The following is a 19,709-nucleotide window of genomic DNA, read 5'->3' as shown; positions in this document are numbered from 1 at the left end:
GCACAGATCACTTCAGGTGACTGGATAAGCGGTTACACCCAAGGCGTATCGCGAGCTTCGTGGGCGCACGGTGACAGCCAAGCGACGCCCCACACACGTCTCGGACAAAGCGGACGAGACACCAAGCATTCCTGGAGTCCCCGAGTGAGCAAGCGCACCTTCCAGCCGAACAACCGCCGCCGCGCGAAGACCCACGGCTTCCGGCTGCGCATGCGCACCCGTGCCGGGCGCGCCATCCTCGCGTCGCGCCGCAGCAAGGGTCGCGCGCGCCTGTCCGCCTGATCGCACGGGTCATGCCGTGCTGCCCACCGAGAACCGGCTGAGGCGGCGCCAGGACTTCGCGACAGCGGTACGACGGGGGCGCCGAGCCGGACGCCCACTGCTCGTCGTGCACCTGCGAGACAGCGAGATTACGGACCCGCACGCTACGGGGGGGAGTGTTCCCCCGGCGCGTGCGGGTTTCGTCGTGAGCAAGGCCGTGGGCGGTGCGGTCGAACGGAACCGGGTCAAGCGCCGACTGCGGCACCTGGTTCGCGAACGCCTGTCCGAGCTTCCCGCAGGTAGCCTGGTGGTTGTACGGGCGCTGCCCGGCGCCGGCGCCGCGGATCACGCTTCCCTGGCCCGCGACCTGGACGCCGCACTACGGCGGCTACTGGGGGGGAGGGGCGTGCGATGAAATATCCGTTGATGTGGCTCATCAAGCTGTACCAGTGGACGATCAGCCCGCTGCTCGGGCCGGTCTGCAAGTACTACCCCTCCTGTTCCCACTACGGGTACGAGGCCATTGCCGTGCACGGCGCGGTCAAGGGCACGGCCCTGACCGCGTGGCGCGTCCTGCGCTGCAACCCGTGGTCCCTGGGCGGTGTGGACCATGTTCCGCCGCGCAAGCGACCGCCGTGGCACGCTCGACTGCGCGAGGCGCTACGGAAAGACCCCGGCGGGCACCCCGCCGCCGAACCCAACAGGGCGACCGAGACACAGCCCACTGCCCAAGGAGCCTGATCTGTGGGAACGATCCTGAGTCCCCTCTATACCGCTGTTTCGTGGATCATCGTCCAGTTCCACACGTTCTACAGCCTGATCTTCAAGCCTGACAGCGGTTGGGCGTGGGGTCTGTCCATCGTCTCGCTGGTTGTGCTGATCCGGATCTGCCTGATCCCGCTGTTCGTCAAGCAGATCAAGGCGACGCGGAACATGCAGGTGCTCCAGCCGAAGATGAAGGCGATCCAGGAGCGCTACAAGCACGACAAGCAGCGCCAGTCCGAAGAGATGATGAAGCTGTACAAGGAGTCGGGTACCAACCCGCTCTCCAGCTGCCTTCCCATCCTCGTACAGTCGCCCTTCTTCATGTCGCTGTACGGCGTGCTGCACAACATCGCCAGCGGCCACCAGGTCGGCGTCATCCACAAGTCGCTGCTGGACAGCGCCCGGCACGCGCACATCTTCGGCGCCCCGCTGTCGGTGAAGTTCACCGACAGCGCCAGCAAGATCGCCTCGCTCGGCGCCTCAGCGACCGATGTGCGAATCGTCACGGTCATCATGATCGTCCTGATGTCGGCGTCGCAGTTCTACACGCAGCGCCAGCTGATGACCAAGAACGTCGACATGACGGTGAAGACGCCGTTCATGCAGCAGCAGAAGATGCTGATGTACGTCTTCCCGGTGATGTTCGCCGTCTTCGGCATCAACTTCCCCGTCGGTGTCCTGGTGTACTGGTTGACCACGAACGTGTGGACCATGGGCCAGCAGATGTTCGTCATCCGCCGCAACCCCACCCCGGGCAGCCTCGCCTACAAGGAGCGCCAGGCGCGGCTGCAGGCCAAGGGCAAGCTCGTCGAGGAGCCGAAGGCCGCCGTCCGTGCCGCCGAGAGCGGTCAGCCGGTCAAGCGTCAGCAGCCCAAGCGGCAGACCAAGGCCCAGCGGCAGTCGGGTTCCGCCCATGCCGCGGCCGTCGGTTCGGCGAAGAGCGACACGGGGTCCGATGCCGCGCCGAAGCTGGACAAGGAGCCGGAGGACGCCAAGGCGTCCGGTGGCTCCGCCAAGGGCGGCCAGTCCAAGGGCGCCCAGCGCAAGGGCCAGCAGCGGTCCAAGCACCCGTCGAAGAAGTAGCGCCGGAAGAATCCGCGCCCAGCGAGCGCAGCGCAAATGGAAGCGCAAATGGATAGGAGTCCATCCGTGACGGAAGGCAACACCCCCGTCGTCGAGGGCGAGGACGCCCTGACCCGCCTTGAGCAGGAAGGGGAGATCGCCGCCGATTACCTTGAGGGCCTGCTGGACATCGCCGATCTGGACGGTGACATCGACATGGACGTCGAGGGCGACCGCGCGGCCGTCTCGATCGTCGGTGACTCGGCCAGTCGTGACCTGCAGAAGCTGGTCGGCCGGGACGGTGAGGTGCTGGAGGCGCTGCAGGAGCTGACCCGGCTGGCGGTGCACCGGGAGACCGGTGACCGCAGCCGCCTGATGCTCGACATCGGTGGTTTCCGGGCCCGCAAGCGCGCGGAGCTCACCGAGCTGGGTGCCAAGGCGGCCGAGGAGGCCAAGGGCAGCGGTGAGCCGGTCAAGCTGCGGCCGATGACTCCTTTCGAGCGCAAGGTCGTGCACGACGCGGTGGCGGCGGCCGGGCTGCGCAGTGAGTCTGAGGGTGAGGAGCCCCAGCGCCGGGTGGTCGTCCTCCCGGCTTGATGCTGTACACACCTTGTTGGACGGCCCCGCCTGTGGGTCCGGGAGCACCCCGGGCGCGGACGCAGGCGGGGCCGACACTTGTCAGTCTGCTAGTCGGGCCCTGACCGCGCCGCGGTCCGGGCACCGTGGAACTGAAGGGACGGCCCCGTGACGGAGGCAGCCGCAGAGCTTCCCCCCGCGCCCCAGCAGGCGCACACGATTTTCGGTGACCGGTTCGCCGACGCCGTGCGGTACGCGGAACTGCTCGCCGATGCCGGGGTGCGCCGAGGGCTGATCGGCCCGCGTGAGGTTCCTCGGCTGTGGGAACGGCATCTGCTGAACTGCGCTGTGCTCTCCGATGTGGTCCCGCAGGGCGTGTCCGTGTGCGACGTGGGCTCGGGCGCCGGGCTGCCGGGGATTCCCCTGGCGCTGGCGCGGCCGGATCTGCGGATCACACTGCTGGAACCGCTGCTGCGGCGGACGACCTTCCTGGAGGAGGTCGTGATGCTGCTGGGGCTGGACAACGTCTCGGTGGTACGGGGGCGGGCCGAGGAGATGATCGGCCACCTTCCACCGGTGGACGTGGTCACCGCTCGGGCGGTGGCGCCACTGGACCGGCTTGCGGGGTGGGGGCTTCCGCTGCTGCGGCCGCACGGCGAGATGCTGGCGATCAAGGGCGACACCGCGGAGGAGGAGCTGAAGGCCGCGCGTGCCGCTCTCAGCAAGCTCGGCGCGGTCGAGACCTCCGTGGTGCAGGCGGGTGTGGGGTTGGTGGATCCGCCGTCCACCGTGGTCCGGGTAGTGGTCGGCGAGAGTCCTGGTGGGGTGCGCGCCGCGACCCGTAGGGCGAAGGCGGCTCGGGCGAACCGTCCGGTGAAGGGCGCTCGACGGCGCCGCTGACAGCCGCTGTGCTCCATACAAACGGCCAAAACTACATATTTCGGAGTGTCGTGGACTAAACAGACACCCGCCTGTGCATCGTGTTTCACGTGAAACGTCGCTCACTGCTGCCAGGAATCCTCAGCCGTGGCCGCGCGGCGGCCGAGGCGCGCACACGTAAGCCCCACCATGCGGGGGGCTCATCCACAGATTCATCCACAGGAGAACAGGCCTCACTGGTTCACGACCCGGAAAACATGGCAGGCTCTGTGCATCGCGAGCCTGCAGTCGAGGAGAGTGAGTCCTTGCGGTCCGACGCCAATGCCGCGGGACCGATGACCGATCCGGTCCCCGGCCCCCGAAGTGAATCGACAGGGGACGGTGTTTCACGTGAAACGCTGCCCCCCATGGACGACACCCCGATCGGCCGGGCCGCCCAACTGGCGGTGGAGGCGCTGGGAAGGGCCGGTGAGGGGCTTCCCCGGCCGGAGCAGACCAGAGTGATCGTGGTCGCGAACCAGAAGGGCGGGGTGGGCAAAACCACCACAACGGTCAACCTCGCCGCCTCACTCGCCCTGCACGGCGGGCGGGTTCTGGTGGTGGATCTGGACCCACAGGGCAACGCCTCCACGGCACTGGGCATCGACCACCATGCCGAAGTCCCCTCCATCTATGACGTTCTGGTGGAGGGTCGGGCGCTCTCCGAGGTTGTACAGCCGGTCCCGGATGTCGAGGGGCTGTTCTGTGCGCCCGCCACGATCGACCTGGCCGGTGCCGAGATCGAACTGGTTTCGCTGGTGGCCCGGGAGAGCCGTCTCCAACGCGCCATCGAGTCCTACGAACAGCCGTTGGACTACATTCTCATCGACTGCCCGCCCTCACTGGGTCTGCTGACGGTCAACGCCCTGGTCGCGGGCGCTGAAGTGCTGATCCCCATCCAGTGCGAGTACTACGCCCTGGAAGGCCTCGGCCAGTTGCTACGGAACGTGGACCTGGTACGCGGGCATCTCAACCCGAAACTGCATGTGTCCACCATCCTGTTGACCATGTACGACGGCCGCACCCGGCTCGCCGCCCAGGTCGCCGAGGAGGTACGCAGCCACTTCGGCAAGGAGGTGCTGCGCACCAGCATTCCGCGCTCGGTCCGCATCTCCGAGGCGCCCAGCTACGGCCAGACGGTACTCACCTATGACCCTGGCTCCAGTGGGGCGCTGTCCTACCTTGAGGCCGCCAGGGAAATGGCGCTCCGCGGCGTTGGGATGGGCGTCGAGTACGACGGGCGGCACGCGCATATGGCGCCCCAGAACAGTGAGTACGGTCAGCACAGCATGTCGGAGGGGATCAAGTGAGCGAGCGACGCAGAGGGTTGGGGCGGGGGCTCGGTGCGCTGATTCCCGCCGCACCGACGGGATCCGACAAGGCCAGTCCCACCGTGGGGGCCGCGGTCACCTCCCCGTCCGCGGTGCCGGTGCTCGCGCCGGAGCGCGGTGTCGCGGCGGCCAAGGTCGCGGGGCTGGCGGACCGCGGGACGCGAGAGACGCCAGCGGTGGCCGACCTTCCTGTTTCACGTGAAACCGAGGCCGCTGCCACCGAGGTCGCGCCCTCCGGGGTGGCCGGAGCACACTTCGCCGAGTTGCCGATCGACTCCATCTCGCCGAACCCACGGCAGCCGCGTGAGGTCTTCGACGAGGACGCGCTGGCCGAACTGGTCACCTCCATCAAGGAGGTCGGCCTCCTCCAGCCGGTTGTGGTGCGCCAGACGGGTCCTCAGCGCCATGAGCTGATCATGGGCGAGCGCCGCTGGCGGGCATGCCGCGAGGCGGGGCTTGAGCGCATCCCCGCCATCGTCCGCGCGACTGAGGACGAGAAGCTGCTGCTGGACGCCCTGCTGGAGAACCTGCACCGGGCTCAGCTCAATCCACTGGAAGAGGCCGCCGCCTACGACCAGTTGCTCCAGGACTTCAGCTGCACCCATGAGGAGCTGGCCGATCGTATCGGACGCTCTCGTTCCCAAGTATCCAACACACTAAGGCTGTTGAAGCTGTCCCCTCCCGTTCAACGACGGGTGGCGGCAGGAGTTCTGTCCGCGGGGCACGCCCGAGCGCTGCTCGCGCTGGATGATGTTCAGGAGCAGGACCGGCTGGCCCAGCGGATCGTTGCCGAGGGACTGTCGGTGCGTTCGGTCGAGGAGATCGTGGCTTTGATGGGCGCCGAGCCCAGCGCCACCAAGAAGCCCAAGGGTCCACGGGCCGGTAGGCGGCTGTCCCCCGCCCTCACTGATCTCGCCTCCCGGCTGTCGGACCGCTTCGACACTCGGGTGAAGGTGGACCTGGGGCAGCGCAAGGGAAAGATCGTCGTTGAGTTCGCCTCAATAGAGGATCTGGAGCGCATCCTCGGGGAGATCGCCCCGGGCGAAGGCAGGGTGCTTGAGCAGGGCTTGGCCGCCGAGTCCGAGGACGACGACTCGGAGTGAGCTGAGCCCGCAGTGGCCAGGGCGGGTCGCGTCCCGTGGAACGCGACCCGCCCTTTGCGGGCCCTCGGTATCGGGCAGGTCGCGACCCGGTTACGATGCGGGTGGGTATGGCGCTCCACGGTGAAGGGAAGCCCATGCGATCGGTGAGCCGCACTCTGCTGGGACACGACTGGCGCAAGACCGCTCTGGTGGCCACTGGGTTGGGTCTGGGGGTGGTGGGCGGCTTCGTCGGCAGCCTGCTGAAGGAGCGCGAGGCGCTGGACGCGGCGCGTACGGCCGTCAGCGGCCCTCCTGTCGGCGACGTTCTGGCCCCCCGCCGCATGGCGGCGCGGCGGCTCACACCGGCGGGGGCGACCGACCGTCCGCTAGAGATGAGGGCCTGAGGCCATGGGGCGTCGGCTCGTACCGCTGACCTTGGACAACCTTCCGGATCTGCCCAAGCGTTGCCGCTCCTGTGTCTTCTGGGAACTCGACCCGGTAAGCGGTGAGGCGGCGGCGCAGGCGGGCAAGCCGGAACTGGAGAAGGAAGCCTGGATCTCGGCCGTGCTGCTGGAGTGGGGCTCCTGCGGCCGGGTCGCCTATGTGGACGAAGTACCGGCCGGGTTCGTGCTCTACGCCCCGCCCGCCTACGTACCGCGGTCGCTGGCGTTTCCCACCAGCCCGGTCTCCCCCGACGCCGTGCAGTTGATGACCTCACGCGTGCTTCCCGGGTACCAAGGGCAGGGACTTGGCAGAGTGCTGGTGCAGACGGTGGCCAAGGATCTGGTACGGCGGGGGTTCAAAGCGATCGAGGCTTTCGGAGACGCCAAGTGGGAGGAGCCCGGCTGCATACTGCCCGCGGACCATCTGACGGCGGTGGGCTTCAAGACGGTACGGCCCCATCCGCGTTATCCACGGCTGCGACTGGATCTGCGGACCACCATCTCCTGGAAGGAAGACGTGGAGATGGCCATCGACCGGCTGCTCGGCGCGGTCCAGAAGGAACCGGCGTTGCGGCCGTTGTGAGTGCGTGTTTCACGTGAAACATGGAGAGGGGGCGCCCACCGGGGCGCCCCCTCTCCATGTGCCGGGCGATGATCAGCCGATGAAGTCGGCCAGGTCGCGCTCGATCGCGGCCTTCGGCTTGGCGCCGACGATGGTCTTGACGACCTCACCACCCTTGTAGACGTTCATCGTCGGGATCGACATCACCCCGTACTTGGCGGTGATGGTGGGGTTCTGGTCGATGTTGAGCTTGACGATCTCCAGCTTGTCGCCGTGCTCCGCGGCGATCGCCTCCAGTGAGGGAGCGACCTGGCGGCACGGCCCGCACCACTCAGCCCAGAAGTCGACCAGTACGGGCTTGTCGCTCTTGAGGACGTCCTCGTCGAAAGAGGCGTCGGTTACGGACTTGAGAGCCACGGCTTTTTCTCCTCAGTGTCGCTGCGTGCGGGGTGGGTTTCAGGGGGACGGTTCAGACGGCGGCGGCCGACTTCTCCGGCTCTGCCGCCTTCTCGGCATCGTTCAGGGCGGCCAGGTACCGCTCGGCGTCCAGCGCGGCGGCACAACCGGTACCGGCCGCGGTGATCGCCTGACGGTAGGTGTGGTCGACCACGTCACCGGCCGCGAACACACCGGTCAGGTTGGTGCGGGTGCTGGGTGCGTCGACCTTGAGGTAGCCGTCGCCGTCCAGCTCCAACTGCCCCTTGAACAGTTCGGTGCGCGGGTCATGGCCGATCGCGATGAACAGCCCAGTCACCGGCAGTTGGGCGGTCTCACCGGACTGCACGTTGCGCAGCGTAAGACCGGAGAGCTTGCCCTCGCCGTGGATCTCGGCGACCTCGCTGTCCCAGATGAACGAGATCTTCGGGTCGGCGAACGCCCGCTCCTGCATCGCCTTGGAGGCCCGCAGAGTGTCACGGCGGTGCACGACGGTGACGGACTTGGCGAACCGGGAGAGGAAGGTCGCCTCCTCCATCGCCGTGTCACCGCCGCCGACCACGGCGATGTCCTGGTCCTTGAAGAAGAAGCCGTCACACGTGGCACACCACGACACGCCACGGCCGGACAGTTCGTCCTCAGAGGGCAGGTTCAGCTTCCGGTGCTGCGAACCGGTGCTCACGATGACCGCCTTGGCGCGGTGTACGTTGCCCGCCGAGTCGGTGACGGTCTTGATCTCGCCGGTGAGGTCCACCGCCGTCACGTCGTCCGGCACCAGTTCGGCGCCGAAGCGCTCGGCCTGGGCCCGCATGTTGTCCATCAGGTCCGGGCCCATGATGCCGTCGCGGAAGCCGGGGAAGTTCTCGACCTCGGTGGTGTTCATCAGCGCACCGCCAGCGGTGACGGAGCCCTCGAAAACCAGCGGCTTCAAGGAGGCCCGGGCAGTGTAGAGGGCCGCGGTGTAGCCCGCCGGCCCGGACCCGATGATGATCACGTTGCGGACATCGCTCACGGCTTCTTCCTCGTCTCTGCCGACTGCTGTGGGAACCCTTGCGGAAGCTTCACCCCGCCTAACGGATCCTACGATGCGGGCATTCCCGGGGAGGTCGACCGTCACCGCTCTCCGTCATCCCGCGCGGTGAAGGTTCACACGGCCAAGCGTGCGGGACCGCTCGGAGGGGCTCAGCGGTTGTACGTCTGCTCGGTCAGGACATGGCCCGGCGTGGAGGATCCCGCGCTCGCGCATGACGCGTCGACGACATAGGCGTCGACCTTCGCGGGGTCGGACGGGTGCGGCAGCACGATCAGATATGCCGCACGCCCCTCGTACGTGCCCGGCGAGAGGGCCAGTGGAGTCCCGGCCCGGCCGGTGGCCTGCAGCACGCAGGACGGCGCGGGAGCGGCCTTGGTGGCGAACGGAGTCTCCTCGGCGTGCCCGCCGGTCTTCGGGGAAGCGGCGCCGGTGTTGGCCAGCAGCTCGTGGACCTTCGTGGGCAGCGCCGCTCCGGAGAACATTCCCGGCTGCTGGGCGCCAGCGGTGGTCGTTGTCGCGGGTCCGCCGCTGTGGGACGTGCCGAGCGAGCTCACGAAGAGTCCACCGAGGGCAATTACGGCGGCAGCGCTCGCGGCGGCCAGCAGGGTGCGACCCCGACGCCACCGCGGCCGGGAGCGCCCCGGTCCGGTGGACGCGTGCGCATGTCCGGCGGGGCGGGGGGCCGAGCGCGCTGTTTCACGTGAAACATGGGCCGCGTCCGCCCGCACCGGGCTGACCGCGTCTCCGCGCACCGGGTTGGGCGGGGCAGCGGGCATCGAGTCCGGCGTGGTGGCGTTGATCAATGCCTCGGCGGCGAGCGCGGCGTCGATCCGCTCCGCGACATCTGCAGGCATCCGGCACGGTCCCGGGAGGCTGCCGAGCAGACCGCGGATCTCATCCAGGGAGTCCCGCACATCGGTGCACAGGACGCAGTCGGCGAGGTGGCCGCGGAGGGCGGCCGTGCGCTCGGGGGGCAGGATGCCCTCGGCGAATGCCGAGATCTCGGAGACTTCGGGGTGGTCGTCCGTGCTGGCCGTCGATGTCACTGTTGACCACCTCCGCCCTTCACGGCGTCCTTCGGATCTTTCGCTGACGTCTCTGGGACGGATGTCGCCTGCGTCCGGTTCCTTCCCCCACCGGCACCCGCGCTACCCCCGTGGTGCGTACGCAGGTGGGTGAGTAGCGGAAGCAGCCGGGCGCGGCCCCGGGCACATCTGCTTTTGACCGTGCCGGGGGGCACGTCGAGGACCTTCGCGGCCTCGGCGACCGGGTAGCCCTGCATGTCCACCAGCACCAGGGCGGCGCGCTGGTCGGGCGGGAGCGTGGCGAGGGCGTGGATGAGTTCGCGGTGCAGTTCCCCGCGTTCGGCCGGGGCCTCGGCGGACTCGTGCGGCTCGACCAGCGTCTCCAGGTGCTCGGTGTCGGCGAGCGGTGCGGTGCGCCGGGAGGCGGCCTTGCGGGCCCGGTCGAGGCAGGCGTTCACGGTGATGCGGTGCAGCCAGGTGGTGACGGCCGACTGGCCGCGGAAGGTGTGCGCCGAACGGAAGGCGGAGACCAGGGCATCCTGCACCGCGTCCGCGGCCTCCTCGGGGTCGCCGAGGGTGCGCACCGCGACCGCCCACAGACGGTCGCGGTGGCGCCGCACCAACTCGGCGAAGGCGTCGGGATCGCCCGCGACATGGCGGGAGAGGAGATCCGGGTCGGTGGCCTCCTTATGCGATCCCTCGCCCAACGCCATGCCTCCTCCTACGACGACAGGCCGCTGAACGACACGTTCGTTATGGCCTGCTTGTAACCAGCGCCACTGTAAGTGCTGGAATCCGCAGGGGAGTTAGGCACGGCGGTGATCCAGACGAGGACATACCGTGTCGACACCGGGGCCTTGGCGGTGAGTTGGGCGGTGGTGCTTTCGGTGCGCGCCGAGGCGATCTGGTGCATGCCCGACGGCTGCGTCGACGGCGAGAGCGAGTCCGCCGCGTACAGCGCGACCGCGGTGTACGAACCGCTGTAGCGGAAGGTGATGGTGCCGCCGCTGACCTTCTGCGCCGAGCCGAGGTCATAGACGATGCCGACGCCCTGTTTGTACGGGGCCAGCACTGGGCCGTCGTTGAAGGCTTTGGTGATCCAGTACTTCGAACCCCCCTTGCCGTAGGTGTCGTTGACCTGACCGGGATGCTGCGGGGATCCGTCCGGCGCGTACTCCTGGGCGTTGACGATGGCCAGCGGCTTGGGGGTGCCGTGTTGGGTGCCGGTGCTCGCGCTGCCCTTCTGCTGTTGCGGCTGCTGCTGGGTGGACCCCGACTGGCCGCCCTGGTTCATCAGGGTGTCCGCAACCTGCCAACTGCCAAGCCCCAGCGCGGCGATGAGCAGCGCGGCGACGCTCCATTTGAACACCTTGCCCGCACGGCCGGAGAGCGCCGGAGGCGGGGGCGGTGTCACCGGAACCTGACGGGTGGGGCCCGGCTGGCCGGGGCGCGCCGGGGGCTGACGGTAGGCGGTCTGCGGGAACGTCGGTCCCTGCGGCTCCGGCGGCCGGATCCGAGGCAGCGCGGCGACGGCCTTGGCGAGCTCCTCGGGAGTGGTGAGCGGCTGTTCGTGGCGTGACGGATGGGCGCCGTCGTTGATCAGGGCGCGCATGGCCAGCCCGGACAGACCGCGGTGCACACCCGCCCGTACCTGGTCCGGGGGGACCAGTCCGAGGTCCTTGGGCAGGCCCTTGAGGCCGTGGGCGTCCTCCGGGTACGGCCAGCGGCCGGTCAGGGACGAGTACAGCAGGGCGCCGATCGCCTCGGTGTCGGTGCGCTTGGGGCGCTCCGACTCGATTCCACGCAGCGCCGCGTCAACTGCCAGCCCCCGGATGCGGTACTGGCCGGACTCGGAGCGCAGCACCGAGCCGGGGTTGAGCCGGAGGTGGGAGAGGCCCTCGCGGTGGGCTGCCGCCATGGCCTGGGAGACCTGGGTGACGAGTTGGTACGCGTCGTACGGCTCCAGTGGACCGGAGGCGAGCAGCGGGCCCAACTCCGTTGCGTCAGGCAGCCATTCGTGGACGACGTAGACGAGGTCGTTCTCCTCCACGGCGTCAAGGACCTGAACGAAGCGCGGATCGCCCAGTAGTGCCGCGGAGCGGGCGGCTGACAACACGGCGCGGGAACGGGGGTGATCGGCGGGCAGCAGGTGGACGCCGACGGCGCGACGGAGCTTTTCGTCGACGGCACGCCAACTGCTGAAGCCGTCAACGCGGGTGACGCACTCTTCCAGGCGGTAGCGCCGGGCGAGTCTGTGGCCGCTGTGCAACTCCGGGGGTTCGGGGTGCGGTGGGGTCGGCGCGGTCTCTTCCGAAGTCTTCCGCTCCGCGTCCTGCGTTTCGCTCTGGGCCGTCGCCTCGTCGCCCGTGGCCCCGCCCGCGCTGGCGGCGAGCGGCGCTTGGCCGCTCTCGTTGGCCACGTCGACGGCAGCCGTGCTCCGCTCCGCCACCGTCGTTCCTGCCTCCCCATCCGTTGGACGCGTCGTGCACAGCGTCTGTACCGAAGCCGTCTGTATCAAAGCCAAAGACAATTGTGCCCACAGTCCGCCGCTATGCACGACACACGAAGGCGGGCGATGGTTGCCCGCTGGCGCCGCGTCAACGACCCAGACGACCGCGCACCATACCCACCATCGCTGTCAATTCCTCGATGCGCATCCGGCGTGCTGCTCCATAGAAGACCCCTAGCAGAATGATGCCGCCGCCCACCAGTGAGGCGAGCGAACCGAAGAAACCTCCACCGAGCATCCCACCGATCCAATAGGCGGCGGCCCCACCGAGCAGGGCCGCCGGCAGACTGGCGCCGATCAGCCGCGCGTAGGTGCGGATGACGTGCGCGCCGTCCAAGTCGCCGTCAAGGCGCTTACCCAGTCGCTTCACCGCGACTCCCACTCCGACCAGGTAGGCCAGGCCGTAGGAGGCGGCCATGCCGACGACGGCCCAGCGGGCGGGCAGCGTGAGGAAGCACAGTCCGGAGGCCGCCGCGTTGACCACTGCGACGATCACCGTGTTGTAGAAGGGCGTGCGGGTGTCCTCGTAGGCGTAGAAGCCGCGCAGCACGACGTACTGCACCGAGTACGGGATCAGGCCGAGGCCGAACGCCATCAGGACGTAGCCGATGTTGCGGGCGCCGGACTCGCCGGAGCTGGAGTACATCATGGTGGCCATCGGCACGCCGAGCGCCAGGAAGGCGAAGGCGCACGGGACGATCGCGACGGCCGAGGTCCGCAGCCCGTACGACAGGTCGTCGCGCACCGCTGAGGCGTCGCCGTCGGCCGCGGCGCGGGAGATGCGCGGCAGTACCGCCGTCATCACCGAGACCGTGATGATCGCCTGAGGCATCTGCCAGAGCAGCAGCGCGTAGTTGTAGGCGGTGATACCGGTACCGGGGTGGCCCTGCTTGTCGGCGACCGCGCCCGCCCAGGTGGCGAGTTGCGTGACGACCACCATGCCCGCCTGGTTGGCCAGCACGAACAGGAAGGTCCACTTGGCGAGCTTGGCGGCGTGGCCCAGGCCGTGTCCACGCCAGTCGAAGCGCGGCCGGATGCGCAGTCCCGACTCGCGCAGGTACGGGATCATGGCCAGCGCCTGGACCGCGAGACCCAGCAGCGTGCCGATGCCGAGCAGCCGAATGCCCTCGGGGGAGATCGAGGCGGCGTCCACGCCCGAGGTGCGGGCGGTGCCGTAGACCCAGATGAAGGCGCCGAAAGTGGCGATGACGACGATGTTGTTCAGGACCGGGGTCCACATCATCGCGCCGAACCGGCCACGGGCGTTGAGGATCTGTCCGAGTACGACGTGCACGCCCATGAAGAACATGGTCGGCAGGCAGTAGCGGGTGAAGGACACGGCGACGTTCATCGTCACCGGGTCGGAGGCGATCTTGTCCGACATCAGCCGCACCAGCACGGGCGCGCCGAGCACCATGACCGTGGTGACGGCCGCCAGGCCCACCACGACGAGGGTCAGCAGCCGGTTGGCGTAGGCCTCGCCGCCGTCCTCGTCGTTCTTCATCGCCCGCACCAACTGCGGAATGAACACCGCGTTGAGCGCGCCGCCGCCGACCAAGATGTAGATCATCGTCGGCAGGGTGTTGGCCACCTGGTAGCTGTCGTTCAGCGTCGAGACGCCGATGGCCCCACCGATGACCAGGGTGCGCAGGAAGCCGGTGACGCGGGAGACCAGTGTTCCCGCGGCCATCACCGCGCTGGACTTGAGCAGGCTGCTTGCCCGGCCCCCGGAGCGGGTGGCCTCGGCGGTGGCCTCCGGCTGCGGATCCGCGGCCACCTCGGATTCCGGCGCCGGTTCGGCGGCGACGTCGGTGAACACCGGTTGCTGCTGGGTGGCCGCGGGCTGGTCGCGGAAGAAGTGCGCGTACGGGTCCTGGGCCGGCTGCTGCTGCGTCGCGTCGCTGGCTCCGGCGTACGAGTTCGGGCTCGCCTCGGCGTACGGGTTCGCCTGGCCGCTGCCGTAGGGCGCGTGCTCTGGCTGGCCCTCCGGATGGCGGGGCGGCTGGGGCGCCCACTGCCGGGGGTCGGCGGCGGGCTGCTGGTAGCCCTGGGGCGGGTTCGGCGGCGGAACGGACGGCGTCGGGGTCGGCGCGGGCCGGTCGTAGTGGGCCTCGGCGGCCGGGGCTTGCTGGGCGTACGGGTTGTGGGCGTACGACTCCGGTGGGTAAGGGCTGGTACCGGAGCGGTGCTCGGGCGGAGGCGGCGGGCTCGCGGCCGTCGCGTCGTCGTACGACGACGCCCGGTCACGCTCCCCGTCGTACGGCGCGTTCATCACTGCCCCACCTTAAGGTTTACGGCCCAGGCCCTGCCCCTGGCTATCTGTCCACCTTCTCACCCGCTGCCCGGGTCCCCGGGCTTTCCGCCGCGGTGTCAGCGGCCGGGTCACCCGGCTGCTCAGGGACCGTACCGGCGCCTTCGGCGGCCTGACCACGGCCGTCGTCCGGTGCCTGCGGTTCCTCGGATGTGTCGTCCGTCTCGTCGGACGCCAGCAGTGCCCGGCGCTTGCGGTGCCGGTACATACGGAATCCAGCCAGGACCAGCAGCAGCAGCCCCCCGGCGATCACCAGCATCACGGTGTCGGTGATGGAGGTGACGTTCACCTGGAAGACCATGGGCTGGCCGTAGGGCGTGCCGTCCGCGGTGAACAACTGGGCGGAAACCCAGGTGATGCCGTTGGCGCTGGCGGTGGTGCGGAACTTCAACGAGCGGCTGTGGCCGCCGTCGACGGTCACGGCCTGCGGGATGCCCACGTCCAGCCGGTTGTTCTGGCTGGAGGTCAGCCGCAGCTGCAACCCCGTGACCTGCTGGGTGAGGCTGTTCTGGACGGTCACCGGGATCGTGGCGGTACGCCCGGAAAGAGTGATCGACTTCTTGTCGACGATGTGTACGTACTGGGTGAGGTCGCTCAGGTACGACGCGACGTCGCCCCTGAAGGCCGCGGCGTTGTCCGGGTCACCGCGCCACTGGGTCGACATCGAGCGCAGGACGGCGGTTCCGAACGGGGTGGTGACCCGGTCCTTGCGGGAGAGGATCACCAGGAAGCTGTTGAGCGAGTCCTGGACGGACTGGATCTGCTGGAAGGCGTCGGTGGTGAGCTCCTGCCGCCGCAGCGATGCCGGATAGGCGTCGGCACTGGGCACCGACTCGTTCGCCCCCGGGTCGGGGGTGGCCTTGGCGGCGGCGCTGAGGGGGGCCGGGTCGGTCCAGCCGCCGGTGCGGGAGGCGGAGATCGCCGCGGCCATGGCCTGCGCCTGGCTGGTGGTCGGCATCCGCTGCGGTGCGACGACGATGTTCCGCTGCTGCCCGGGCGCCTGCTCGTCGATCATCAGGGACTGGGCCAGGAACTTCTGGACGGCCAGCGTCTCGGCGTCAGCCCGGGTCAGATCACCCATGAACGCCTTGGACAGCGGGCTGTCGGCGACGACCGCGGTGGTGCCGCCGCCGATGGGACGGGCGGCGGACGGCGTGTAGCTGAGCGCCCCGGTCTCCCGCAGGCTGTCGCTACGGGCGATGATCTTGTCGGCCCCGCCCGCGGTGGCCACGCCGACGATGGACGGGTCGACGGCGCCGTCAGCGGGCCAGGCGAAGTCGGTACGCGGGCTGACCCCGAGCACCGTCTGGACGGTCACGGCGGCCAGGTCGGTGGCGGCCTTCAGATGGCCGATGGTCCCGGAGACGTCCTTGCCGTGGTGCGCGATGGAGGCGATGTCCGGGTCGCCGAACGGCAGGGCGACCACCTCGTCGCCCTGGATGGCGTGCTGGAGCTCGTTGAGCCACTGCTTGGCGTACTCGGTGCCGGTGCCCGGTGTGGCCTGCTTGGGGTCGCCGTCCGGGCCGAGGACCTTGTACGGCTTGGTCATGGCGTCGACGGTGGCCAGCAGGTCCGGATCGATCACCCAGGTCACCGGGAGCCCCTTGGCGAGCGACACCATCTGGTCGAGTCGACCGCCGGGGGCGAGCTCCGCCGCGAGGTCGTCGTCGCGGAACAGCGGCGACTGCTGGTCGTCGCCCGGGGTGCGGATGTCCATGTGCGGGCGGTCGATCAGCGGCCACAGGAAGGTGGTCCTGGTCTTCTCGCCGCCGCCCTGGGAGTACCAGGGCAGGAAGGTCCGCTTGATGCCGAGAACGTGCTGGTAGTTGGCGTCCTTGGTGGTGCCGGACGCGGTCACACCGAGTTGGTAGACCCCGTCGTTGCCCAGGCCGAGCGCGCTGACCGGTACATCGAGGGTGAAAGGAAGGCTGATGTGCGGCGGGATGTCGGGCAGATTGGCGGTGTGGTCGGCGATCTCGTTGCCGTCGAGCACGGAGAACGCGCCGCTGGCCGCGGTGTTGCTTATGGCGCTGCGGCTGCTCAGCGGGCCACCGCTGCCGAGGCGTAGGCCGACGTGGGCGCTGGAGATGGTCTCATCGCCGTCGTTGGTGACCGTGCCGCTGATGGTGAGGGTGTCGTTTTTGGCCGGCGTGGTGGGGCTGAGGGAGTCCACGTCCACCTCGGCGGTGCTGGAGCCGCTGCCCGTGTCGGCGTGCGCGCTGGTCGCGGTGGGGAACTGGACGAGGCTGGTCAGCAGGGCGGCGCCGACAAGCGTCGCGGCGCGTCGCAGCCAGGAACGAGCAGGGGTGGTTCCGGGGTGCCGTGCCGCCTCGCCCACGCGGTCGTCCGTCCGTCTCTCGTCGCCATCGGATGTGCGTCCTGGCATGGTAACGATGGCTGCTGAGGGTAAGTGCCGTGGAGTGCCCTCCAAGATCACCAAAGGGCCGGTAATCCGGCAGCCCGAGTCCTCGGCGGCCACGTATTCTGTTCTGTTGTGCCGAACGCCAACAATGTCTCTCAAGCCCCGCCGTCCGCGGAAGCCAGTGCCCTGAACCAGGCGCAGCGTCGCGCTGTGGGCGAGCTGCTGCGGGTATCACCGGTCGCCGACGACCTGGGTCGGCGTTTCCAGGAGGCGGGCTTCAAGCTCGCCTTGGTCGGTGGATCGGTCCGGGACGCGCTACTGGGTCGGCTCGGCAATGATCTGGACTTCACCACGGACGCCCGGCCCGAGCAGGTGCTGAAGATCGTGCGTGGCTGGGCGGACGCGGTGTGGGAGGTCGGCATCGCCTTCGGCACCGTGGGCTGCCGGAAGACGGACGCCGAGGGCAACGACTTCCAGATCGAGGTGACGACGTACCGGTCGGAGGCCTACGACCGCAACTCGCGCAAGCCCGAGGTCTCCTACGGCGACACCATCGAGCAGGACCTGGTGCGCCGGGACTTCACGGTGAACGCGATGGCGGTCGCGCTGCCGGGCATCGAGTTCGTCGATCCGTACAACGGCCTTGAGCACCTCGCCCAGCGGGTTCTGCGGACACCGGGCACCCCGGAGGAGTCCTTCTCGGACGATCCGCTGCGGATGATGCGTGCCGCGCGCTTCGCAGCGCAGCTCGACTTCACGGTGGCACCGGAAGTGGTCGCCGCGATGAAGGAGATGGCCGACCGTATCGAGATCGTGTCGGCGGAGCGGGTGCGTGACGAGCTGAACAAGCTCATCCTCAGTGATCACCCTCGCAAGGGCCTTCGGCTGCTGGTGGAGACCGGCCTGGCGCAACGGGTGATCCCCGAGCTGCCCGCGCTGCGGCTGGAGCGTGACGAGCACTTCCGGCACAAGGACGTCTACGAGCACAGCCTGATCGTGCTGGAGCAGGCGATGGCCCTGGAGACGGAAGGCCCGGACCTGGTACTGAGGCTGGCGGCGCTGCTGCACGACATCGGCAAGCCCAGGACGCGGCGGTTCGAGCCGGATGGGCGCGTCTCCTTCCACCACCACGAGGTGGTGGGGGCGAAGATGACCAAATCCCGGCTGACCAAGTTGAAGTACCCGAATGACATGGTCAAGGACGTCGCGAAGCTGGTCGAACTGCACCTGCGGTTCCACGGCTACGGCAGCGGCGAATGGACGGACTCCGCGGTGCGGCGGTATGTCCGGGACGCCGGACCGCTGCTGGACCGGCTGCACAAGCTGACCCGTTCGGACTGCACGACCCGCAACAAGAAGAAGGCTGCTGCGCTGGCCCGGACGTATGACTCCTTGGAGGAGCGGATCGCCCAATTGAAGGAGCGGGAGGAACTCGACTCCATCCGGCCGGACCTCAACGGCAACCAGATCATGGAGATCCTGGGGGTTCCGGCGGGCCCTGTGGTCGGCAAGGCGTACAAGTACCTGCTTGAACTGCGGCTGGAGAACGGTCCGATGGGCTACGACGACGCGGCGGCCGCGCTCAGGGAATGGTGGGCCGGACAGCAGTAGCCACGGCGCGGACGCTTGGCGGTCCGGTGCGATGTTTCACGTGAAACAGAGGTCCCCCGACGCCATGTTTCACGTGAAACACCGCACCGGACCGCCTTGATGTTTCACGTGAAACACCGCGGCGCGTCGGACCGCCTCCGCAGCAGGACCGTCCCGATGGCGGTGGCTCCGTACAGCACGGCGATCAGGATCAGCAGCAGCGGTGAGCGGCCGTCAGGCGGGAGCATCAACGCGGCGACCGCGGCCGAGCCGACGAAGGCGACATTGAAGAAGACGTCGTAGAGGGCGAAGACACGGCCGCGGTAGGCATCGTCCACGGAGGACTGGACGATGGTGTCGGTGGCGATCTTCGCGCCCTGCGTGGTGACCCCCAGCAGGAACGCCGCGACCAGCATCGGCGCCGGGCGGAACGGCAGACCAAGCGCGGGCTCCACCACCGTGGCGGCAGCGGCGCACACCGTGATCCAGCCCGCGACCCCGAACCGCCCGGTCGCCCACGGCGTGACGACCGCCGCCACGAAGAACCCCGCACCGGAGACCCCGACCGCGAGCCCGAGCAGCGCCAGTCCCCCGGAAGTGTTCGAGGGGGCGGCCCAGGAGTACCGGCACAGCATCAGCACGGTCACCGTCAGCGCCCCGTAGCAGAACCGCAGCACCGCCATGGCGCCCATCGCGTACGCCGCCGGGCGATGCGTCGCCAGGTGCCGTAGCCCTTCGAGTAGCCCGCGTGCCGTGCTGGCCACCGCCGCGCCGATCCGGGGCTGGAGGAAATGCGGATCGGGCCCGAGCAGATCCGCGCCCATCGTGCGGGCGGACAGTCCCGCGCACAGGTACAGCAGTGCCGCCATGACAACGACCGCCGCGTCGGCCCCGATGCCCGCCGCCATCCAGAGGTGTACGACGAAGGCGGCTCCGCCGCCCGCGGTGGCGGCGATCGTCCCCGCCGTCGGCGATACCGAGTTGGCCACCACCAGCCGTTCGCTGTCCACCACTCGCGGAAGGGCGGCGGACAGCCCCGCGAGGATGAAGCGGTTGACGGCGGTGACGGATAGCGCGGAAAGGTAGAACACCCAGTCCGGCACATGGGTGACGATCAGCACGCCGGTGCCCGCCGCGAGCACGGCGCGCAGCAGGTTGCCGTAGAGCAGCACCTGACGCCTGCGCCAGCGATCGAGGAGGACGCCGGTGAACGGGCCGAGCAGGGAGTACGGCAGCAGCAGCACGGCCATCGCGGCGGCGATGGCCGTGGGCGAGGCTTGCCTTTCCGGGGTGAAGACCACGTAGGCGGCGAGCGCGACCTGGTACACGCCGTCGGAGAGCTGCGAGAGCAGGCGTACCACCAGCAGCCGCCGGAAATCGCGGAACCGCAGCAGCACGCGAAGATCCCGAACGACGGCCATGCCGACAGCCTCACACAAGCGCC

Annotated in this window: 19 protein-coding genes; 11 read left to right on the top strand and 8 right to left on the bottom strand. The window is 69.0% G+C overall.

Annotation, left to right across the window (positions count from 1 at the left end):
* Window positions 1-144: 144 nt before the first annotated feature.
* The 10 genes from rpmH to NON19_RS08895 all read left to right on the top strand — a co-directional run bounded on the left by rpmH (window position 145) and on the right by NON19_RS08895 (window position 7,021).
* Window positions 145-282, top strand: a complete 138-nt coding sequence (gene rpmH, locus NON19_RS08940; protein ID WP_003956500.1) for a 50S ribosomal protein L34 — start codon at window positions 145-147, stop codon at window positions 280-282.
* A gap of 16 nt (window positions 283-298) precedes the next feature.
* Window positions 299-676 carry a ribonuclease P protein component gene (rnpA, locus tag NON19_RS08935; RefSeq protein WP_255926144.1) on the top strand — a complete coding sequence of 126 codons (378 nt, stop codon included), beginning with the start codon at window positions 299-301 and terminating at the stop codon, window positions 674-676.
* A complete protein-coding gene (yidD, locus tag NON19_RS08930) occupies window positions 673-1,002 on the top strand; it encodes a membrane protein insertion efficiency factor YidD (protein WP_255926143.1) in 330 nt (109 codons plus the stop codon). Before rnpA ends, yidD begins: the two co-directional genes overlap by 4 nt.
* 3 nt (window positions 1,003-1,005) lie before the next feature.
* Window positions 1,006-2,109, top strand: a complete 1,104-nt coding sequence (yidC, locus tag NON19_RS08925) for a membrane protein insertase YidC (RefSeq protein WP_255926142.1) — start codon at window positions 1,006-1,008, stop codon at window positions 2,107-2,109.
* Between the two features lie 66 nt (window positions 2,110-2,175).
* Window positions 2,176-2,685: a Jag family protein gene (locus tag NON19_RS08920; protein ID WP_255926141.1), complete on the top strand. Its 510-nt coding sequence runs from the start codon at window positions 2,176-2,178 to the stop codon at window positions 2,683-2,685.
* Window positions 2,686-2,832: 147 nt separating this feature from the next.
* Window positions 2,833-3,564, top strand: coding sequence for a 16S rRNA (guanine(527)-N(7))-methyltransferase RsmG (gene rsmG / locus NON19_RS08915; RefSeq protein ID WP_255926140.1), 732 nt, complete (start codon window positions 2,833-2,835; stop codon window positions 3,562-3,564).
* A gap of 236 nt (window positions 3,565-3,800) precedes the next feature.
* Complete coding sequence (locus NON19_RS08910; RefSeq protein WP_303653480.1) at window positions 3,801-4,892, top strand: ParA family protein; 1,092 nt, start codon at window positions 3,801-3,803, stop codon at window positions 4,890-4,892.
* Entirely contained in the window at window positions 4,889-6,016 is a 1,128-nt protein-coding gene (locus NON19_RS08905; RefSeq protein ID WP_255926138.1) for a ParB/RepB/Spo0J family partition protein, read from the top strand. The genes NON19_RS08910 and NON19_RS08905 overlap by 4 nt, the downstream gene beginning before the upstream one ends.
* Before the next feature lie 134 nt (window positions 6,017-6,150).
* On the top strand, window positions 6,151-6,399 hold the full coding sequence (locus NON19_RS08900) for a hypothetical protein (protein WP_255926137.1): 249 nt from the start codon (window positions 6,151-6,153) through the stop codon (window positions 6,397-6,399).
* A gap of 4 nt (window positions 6,400-6,403) precedes the next feature.
* Window positions 6,404-7,021, top strand: a complete 618-nt coding sequence (locus NON19_RS08895) for a GNAT family N-acetyltransferase (protein WP_255926136.1) — start codon at window positions 6,404-6,406, stop codon at window positions 7,019-7,021.
* Between the two features lie 72 nt (window positions 7,022-7,093).
* Here the strand turns inward: NON19_RS08895 and trxA are convergent, their stop codons facing one another.
* From trxA to NON19_RS08860, 7 genes are all read right to left on the bottom strand, one after another.
* A complete protein-coding gene (gene trxA / locus NON19_RS08890; protein WP_255926135.1) occupies window positions 7,094-7,417 on the bottom strand; it encodes a thioredoxin in 324 nt (107 codons plus the stop codon).
* Window positions 7,418-7,469: 52 nt separating this feature from the next.
* Entirely contained in the window at window positions 7,470-8,447 is a 978-nt protein-coding gene (trxB, locus tag NON19_RS08885; RefSeq protein ID WP_255926134.1) for a thioredoxin-disulfide reductase, read from the bottom strand.
* Between the two features lie 170 nt (window positions 8,448-8,617).
* On the bottom strand, window positions 8,618-9,514 hold the full coding sequence (locus tag NON19_RS08880; RefSeq protein ID WP_255926133.1) for an anti-sigma factor family protein: 897 nt from the start codon (window positions 9,512-9,514) through the stop codon (window positions 8,618-8,620).
* Window positions 9,511-10,206, bottom strand: a complete 696-nt coding sequence (gene sigM, locus NON19_RS08875) for an RNA polymerase sigma factor SigM (protein WP_255926132.1) — start codon at window positions 10,204-10,206, stop codon at window positions 9,511-9,513. The genes NON19_RS08880 and sigM overlap by 4 nt, the downstream gene beginning before the upstream one ends.
* Window positions 10,207-10,214: 8 nt before the next feature.
* Window positions 10,215-11,942, bottom strand: a complete 1,728-nt coding sequence (locus NON19_RS08870) for a protein kinase family protein (RefSeq protein WP_255926131.1) — start codon at window positions 11,940-11,942, stop codon at window positions 10,215-10,217.
* Window positions 11,943-12,090: 148 nt separating this feature from the next.
* On the bottom strand, window positions 12,091-14,274 hold the full coding sequence (gene murJ, locus NON19_RS08865; RefSeq protein ID WP_255926130.1) for a murein biosynthesis integral membrane protein MurJ: 2,184 nt from the start codon (window positions 14,272-14,274) through the stop codon (window positions 12,091-12,093).
* Between the two features lie 43 nt (window positions 14,275-14,317).
* On the bottom strand, window positions 14,318-16,651 hold the full coding sequence (locus tag NON19_RS08860; RefSeq protein WP_255926129.1) for a DUF6049 family protein: 2,334 nt from the start codon (window positions 16,649-16,651) through the stop codon (window positions 14,318-14,320).
* A gap of 156 nt (window positions 16,652-16,807) precedes the next feature.
* Between NON19_RS08860 and NON19_RS08855 the strand changes: the two genes are divergently transcribed.
* Complete coding sequence (locus tag NON19_RS08855) at window positions 16,808-18,286, top strand: CCA tRNA nucleotidyltransferase (RefSeq protein ID WP_255926128.1); 1,479 nt, start codon at window positions 16,808-16,810, stop codon at window positions 18,284-18,286.
* Window positions 18,287-18,390: 104 nt separating this feature from the next.
* Here NON19_RS08855 and NON19_RS08850 read toward each other — a convergent pair whose 3' ends face one another.
* Window positions 18,391-19,686, bottom strand: coding sequence for an MFS transporter (locus NON19_RS08850; RefSeq protein ID WP_255926127.1), 1,296 nt, complete (start codon window positions 19,684-19,686; stop codon window positions 18,391-18,393).
* Between the last annotated feature and the right edge of the window lie 23 nt (window positions 19,687-19,709).

Origin of the sequence: Streptantibioticus rubrisoli, from assembly GCF_024436055.1 — a bacterium.
In the GTDB taxonomy this organism is placed as follows: Bacteria; Actinomycetota; Actinomycetes; order Streptomycetales; family Streptomycetaceae; genus Streptantibioticus_A; species Streptantibioticus_A rubrisoli.
The sequence above is the reverse complement of the archived record's forward strand: the minus strand, read 5'-3'. Positions and strand labels throughout refer to the sequence as shown.

Coding starts and splice junctions, on each gene's coding strand:
- NON19_RS08910 (WP_303653480.1), top strand. CDS start 3,801: ATGGCAGGCTCTGTGCATCGCGAGCCTGCAGTCGAGGAGAGTGAGTCC.
- yidD (WP_255926143.1), top strand. CDS start 673: ATGAAATATCCGTTGATGTGGCTCATCAAGCTGTACCAGTGGACGATC.
- murJ (WP_255926130.1), bottom strand. CDS start 14,274: ATGAACGCGCCGTACGACGGGGAGCGTGACCGGGCGTCGTCGTACGAC.
- NON19_RS08850 (WP_255926127.1), bottom strand. CDS start 19,686: ATGGCCGTCGTTCGGGATCTTCGCGTGCTGCTGCGGTTCCGCGATTTC.
- sigM (WP_255926132.1), bottom strand. CDS start 10,206: ATGGCGTTGGGCGAGGGATCGCATAAGGAGGCCACCGACCCGGATCTC.
- NON19_RS08900 (WP_255926137.1), top strand. CDS start 6,151: ATGCGATCGGTGAGCCGCACTCTGCTGGGACACGACTGGCGCAAGACC.
- NON19_RS08895 (WP_255926136.1), top strand. CDS start 6,404: ATGGGGCGTCGGCTCGTACCGCTGACCTTGGACAACCTTCCGGATCTG.